Source organism: Microcystis sp. LE19-8.1F (genome assembly GCF_027531715.1).
GTDB lineage: Bacteria > Cyanobacteriota > Cyanobacteriia > Cyanobacteriales > Microcystaceae > Microcystis > Microcystis wesenbergii_A.
On sequence record NZ_JAPZSO010000005.1, the window covers coordinates 1 to 4,758 of the forward strand.

At 42.2% G+C, this 4,758-nt stretch carries 3 protein-coding genes and 2 pseudogenes; 3 read left to right on the plus strand and 2 right to left on the minus strand.

Annotated elements, in window-relative coordinates:
* The first annotated feature begins 529 nt into the window (after positions 1 to 529).
* The 3 genes and pseudogenes from O9334_RS00660 to O9334_RS00670 all read left to right on the plus strand — a co-directional run bounded on the left by O9334_RS00660 (position 530) and on the right by O9334_RS00670 (position 2,965).
* The gene (locus O9334_RS00660; RefSeq protein WP_287998455.1) at positions 530 to 967 is read left to right on the plus strand and encodes a putative toxin-antitoxin system toxin component, PIN family; all 438 of its coding nucleotides are present in this window, start codon (positions 530 to 532) and stop codon (positions 965 to 967) included.
* Entirely contained in the window at positions 964 to 1,197 is a 234-nt protein-coding gene (locus O9334_RS00665; protein ID WP_045356648.1) for a hypothetical protein, read from the plus strand. The genes O9334_RS00660 and O9334_RS00665 overlap by 4 nt, the downstream gene beginning before the upstream one ends.
* Positions 1,198 to 1,420: 223 nt before the next feature.
* A pseudogene (locus tag O9334_RS00670) lies at positions 1,421 to 2,965 on the plus strand (IS5 family transposase).
* Between the two features lie 72 nt (positions 2,966 to 3,037).
* Here O9334_RS00670 and O9334_RS00675 read toward each other — a convergent pair.
* A pseudogene (locus O9334_RS00675) lies at positions 3,038 to 3,825 on the minus strand (IS630-like element ISMae25 family transposase); the annotation flags it as partial.
* Between the two features lie 427 nt (positions 3,826 to 4,252).
* Positions 4,253 to 4,758, minus strand: a 506-nt coding sequence (locus O9334_RS00680) for a hypothetical protein (protein WP_287998463.1), incomplete at its 5' end; no start/stop codon positions are given.

Here is a 4,758-nt window from a genome sequence, read left to right on the forward strand (position 1 = left end):
CCACCGTCGCATACCACAGTTAAAAAACCATGTACTGTCTTACACAGAGTCCACAGACTTTCGCCCCATTTCAGAAGCCCGATTCCGTGTGTCCCACGGTACGTTGACCGCCTATAGCTTCTTGTACTTGTTGCGCGCGACCTTTTACCCGGCCAAGCTTTTCTGGTCGGAACCCCCTAAGCCGAGTTTTCAAGGTGCTGCGCCGTCCACTTGGTTTTCGAGACTGGCCTTTTAATTCTAACGTAAAGCCAACCTAGAACGGCGGGATTTCAGACCCAAAATTTCCGATGATGTTCAGATCGATTTCAAGTATGTGGAGGGCGGTTCCGTCTATACCCGCACAGTACAAATCGCACCAGGTACTTTACCCGATTGAACTCCAATGGAAATGGCTGTTGGTGACGGCGTTTTTCTCTGTAGCCAGCAAAGATACGGGGCATACCGATTCCGAACCAAAGATAGATGATAGGGTTGCTAATTTGTATGGGTTGACTGCTGAGGAAATGAAGACTATTAGGGGGGATTAATTATGACAGAAACTCCTTATCAAATAGTCATTGATACTAACGTAATCTTAGCCGGATTGCTCTCTAATAAAGGAGCATCCTATAAACTCTTAACCATACTCAATGACCAACGCTTTCAAATCAATGTATCTGCCACCCTAGTTTTTGAGTACGAAGAAATACTAAAAAGAGAACAACAACAAATAGATTTAAACAATGAAGACATAGATAACATTATTAATGGAATTTGCCATCTAGCCAACCATCACGAAATCTTTTATATTTGGCGACCATTAGCCAAAGACAAAAATGATGACTTTCTGATAGACTTAGCTTTCAAATGTCAAGCTAATTTTATAATCAGTTACAATCAAAGAGACATAAAACCCATTGAAAAATTCGGCATTTTTATTTTAACACCCAAACAATTTTTACGATTACTAGGAGAAATAAAACCATGAAACTAAGCACAAACATTCCAGATGTTTTATATCAACAAATTGAAACCTTAGCCAATAAACAAAACATACCAGTAGAGCAACTGGTAACAATGGCTTTATCTGCCCAAATATCCTCTTGGATGACTAAAGATTATCTAGAAGAAAAAGCACAACAGGGAAGTTGGGAGAAGTTTCAACAAGCATTAGCTAAAGTTTCAGATAGAGAGCCAGAAGAATATGACAGATTGTAACTTAATTCAATTTTATATTGATGATAAGGTTGCTAATTTGTATGGGTTGACTGCTGAAGAATAACCATGTCTAAGTCGGGTTTGCTGAATAATGGTAAAAACCTTACAGGAAAGGGCTTTTAGCTTGATTGAGAGCTTCCCAAATGCACTTAAATCTGCTAGAATCTCTTAAAACCCTTGCATCACCCTTGCATCACCCTTGCATCTTCTCTAATTAGTGCTAATGTACCGTAAAAGCGAGTTACCCTCAACCCCACCAGAAAACTTCGAGCTGCCCTTTGAGGGGAAATTATCCCAAGATAATCGTTGGGTAATTATGGCCAACCTCATTCCCTGGTCAGAATTTGAAGCGGAATACGCATCACTTTTTTCAGAAGAAATGGGCGCACCCGCCAAAACATTTAGGACAGCACTAGGAGCATTAATTATTAAAGAAAAATTAGGAACAAGCGATAGAGAAACGGTAGAACAAATCAAAGAAAATCCTTATTTACAATACTTCTTGGGGTTTTCAGCCTACAGCAATGAACCCCATTTTGAAGCGTCAATGTTGGTTCACTTTCGAGAAAGAATCACTCTGGAACTAATTAATAAAGTGAATCGCTTTATGGTCAAAAATTCGAGAGAAATAAAAGAAGAAGAAAACACCGAAAAAAAGTTAGAGAGCGAAACCCAAAGTCAACCCGAAAATCGAGGTAAATTAATTTTAGATGCCAGTTGTGCGCCCGCAGATATTAGTTATCCTACGGATTTAAACCTGTTAAATCAAGGAAGAAAACAAACCGAAAAAATTATTGATATTCTCTATGAAACTTTAAAAGGAAAACTTGTTCAAAAACCGAGAACCTATCGTCTCCTAGCCAGAAAAAGTTATTTAGAAGTAGCAAAAAAAAGAAAACCTACCGTCAAACAAAGACGAAAAGCTCTGAAAAGACAACTGCAATATCTGAAAAGACATCTCGACCATATTGAACAACTTTTAGCAGAAGGAGCCTCTCTACAAAGCTTGAAAAAAAGAGACTATAAACTGTTATTAGTAGTCACAGAAGTTTATCGCCAACAACTCTGGATGTACCAAAATAACAAACAGAGTATTGAAGACAGAATTGTCAGCTTAACTCAACGTCTCGACTTCGCTCGACGTTGACCCTGAGCGAAGCCGAAGGGTCAACCCCATATCCGTCCGATAGTCAGAGGAAAAGCTGGAAAACCCGTAGAATTTGGGGCCAAATTCTCAGTAAGCTGTATAGATGGTTACATATTTTTAGACCGGATTAGTTGGGATAACTTTAATGAATCGGGAGATTTAAAAGCACAAATAGAAGCTTATTATGACTATACAGGATACTATCCAGAATCAGTTCATGTGGACAAAATTTATCGAACCAGAGAAAACCGAGCTTGGTGTAAAGAAAGGGGAATCAGAATCAGTGGTCCCCCATTAGGAAGACCAGCCAAAAATGTTAGTAAAGAACAAAAGAAACAAGCTACCGATGATGAGAGGATTCGGAATTGTATAGAGGGCAAATTTGGACAGGGGAAAAGAAGATTTAGCTTAGGTAAAGTGATGGCTAAACTTCCTCATACTTCCTTTTCAGCGATTGCTATTACTTTTTTAGTCATGAATCTTTCTAACCTGTTGAGGCAGGTTTTTTGGGCTTTTTTATGTCTGAAATGGAAAAACAGCACTTTTTCTCGGTCAATGATTAGGATAAGTTATAAATTAAAAATTAATCAACAACTAAAGCTTATGCTTGTAGCTAAGTGAAATCATTGATTAAGAGACCTGTACTTTTCAATGACTTTTTCAGCAAACCCTAAATACTTTAGTTTTCTCTTTTAATTGACGAATTTCTTCTGCCCAATCTATTCGGGTTCGACTATCTCGGTTACTCCCCCGTCTCCATCCTCGATGGGGGTCAAAAAACATGAACAAGGCTTGAACCCCTTCACGACTATAGTGATAGTCTTCTTTTTTATCTTGTCCAGGTTGCATGGGTATCGGGGGGTAAACTTCTCCAAGTAGTTGCTTTGATGCCTCATCCATGGCGATTAACGGTTCTTCTTGCGATGGCTGAGTGCCATACAGGTCAAGGACAACTTCCATCTGGGCAACAAATCGGGCTAAATCCTGTTCCGGAATACAGTATCTTTGGGTTTTCCAAGGGCGTAATTGGTTTTTTTTAGAGTACGCCACACCGTTGGACTGGAAATCTCGGTGATAATTTGTCTTTGTTTGAGTTCCGAGGTTAATAGTCGGATTGTCCACTCGGCTCGGCCAGATGGTGGCTCCGAACAGCACAGGGCAATGATTTGGGCGGCGGCGGCTCCATCAACTTTTGCCGGAGTGGGGGGAGTTTTTCTCAATTTCCGTTCTAATGCTGGTTTTTCGCCTTTTTGAAGAAATCTTTGACGAATACGTCCCACTGTGTTTCTATGGACCTCTAAAGCTTCGGCTATTTCTTCATCTGTCCATTTTCTTTTCGCCTGTTCTCCCTCGTCACACATCAGCAAAATCCGAGCGTGGAGAATTTTTTTAGCCGGTGCATAGCCATTACGACTGATTTGTTCGAGGTTTTCTCTTTGTTCCCCTGTTAGATTGACTTTATCTCGCCGACCTCTTCCCATGATTGATCTCCTCTGCTTGTTCGAGCTATTGCCCTATTTTAGCTGAAACAGTCCACTACGGCTGCCTAACGGTTGCGCTCACTGGACATAGATAACCTTTGCAACTCAACCAATTATATTTGAGCGTTCCGGTGCAGCGCGATTGTTGGACTGTAACTTCTGCACATCCTTAAAAATAGCAGATTGAAACTCATGGCCGAGTAACTGTTTGAGTTTTGAACTTGCTTGCTCTAGGAACGCTGGCGACATCTGCTGTGCTGAGTTTTCTATCTCACCTAGATCGTCTGCACCCAGTGTTCCCAGCTTAACTTTACGTCTAACGCCTGAGTTAAGCCGCCCCGTAGCGGGGTGGCGGGCTAGCGTAGCGCAGGCACGTGGCCGATGCCACGATGCGGGGTCGGCTTGAACGAATTGTTAGGCGGCAGCGTCACGGCATACACACCACTGCGATTGATGAGATCCTTTTGCCCTTGGAGCGGATCTGAAGCCAGCAAGTAAAGTCGGCCGCATAGTATTCATAGAAGCGCCCCGCCTCCCTGTCAGCAATGACAGGCGGCCCGTAAAGAGAACGCATCTTATCCAACGGATCCCCCGGACATAGCTGCCTTGGAGTGCACCCTGCTGCTTTGTCGCTATACAACTCGGCGACCACATTTTCACTAAACGAGACTCGCACTTGAGGATAGTAATAGTGGAGACTCAGAAACCCTAATTCTTCTACCTTGCGTAACGGTAAGCCAAGTTTATTTGTGACCTCGCTTGGCGAATCCCCGATCGCGATCCCACCTAGCGAAATTTCGCTCTCAAGCACAGTGCCCTCACGCGCTAACGTAAGGGGAGTGGCAAGAGATAGGAGTAGGACGAGTGATAGTGCTTTCATGCCGCCTAACCACATATTATAGGTCAACTTTCTGTATAAAACTCTCTGGGGTA